1 protein-coding gene is annotated in these 260 nt (G+C 68.1%); it reads right to left on the bottom strand.

Annotated elements, in window-relative coordinates; genetic code table 11:
- Positions 1-260: GMC family oxidoreductase N-terminal domain-containing protein (locus SB753_RS38590; protein WP_410805353.1), on the bottom strand; the 260-nt coding region annotated here is incomplete at both ends.

Genomic DNA, 260 nt, shown 5'->3' with positions numbered 1-260 from the left:
AGGGCACGTGCTCCGCGATCCTCGCCGAAGTAACCGTGCTGCCCGTGCGTGGTCATCGAGACCACCGCGACGTTATGGTCCTGCAGGTTTTCGCCCACGCCCGGCGAGTCGACCCGCACCTCCACGCCGTGTTCGCGCAGATGGGCTGCGGGACCGATGCCCGACAACATCAGCAGCTTGGGCGTCGCGAAAGCGCCGGCGCAGACAATCACTTCGCACGACGCCCGCGCCTGCACGAGCGCGCCGCCTGCCGTGTATTC

Origin of the sequence: Paraburkholderia sp. SIMBA_053, from assembly GCF_046534895.1 — a bacterium.
GTDB lineage: Bacteria > Pseudomonadota > Gammaproteobacteria > Burkholderiales > Burkholderiaceae > Paraburkholderia > Paraburkholderia caledonica.
Note: the sequence above shows the minus strand (reverse complement) of the source record. Positions and strands in the feature narration are given on the sequence as shown.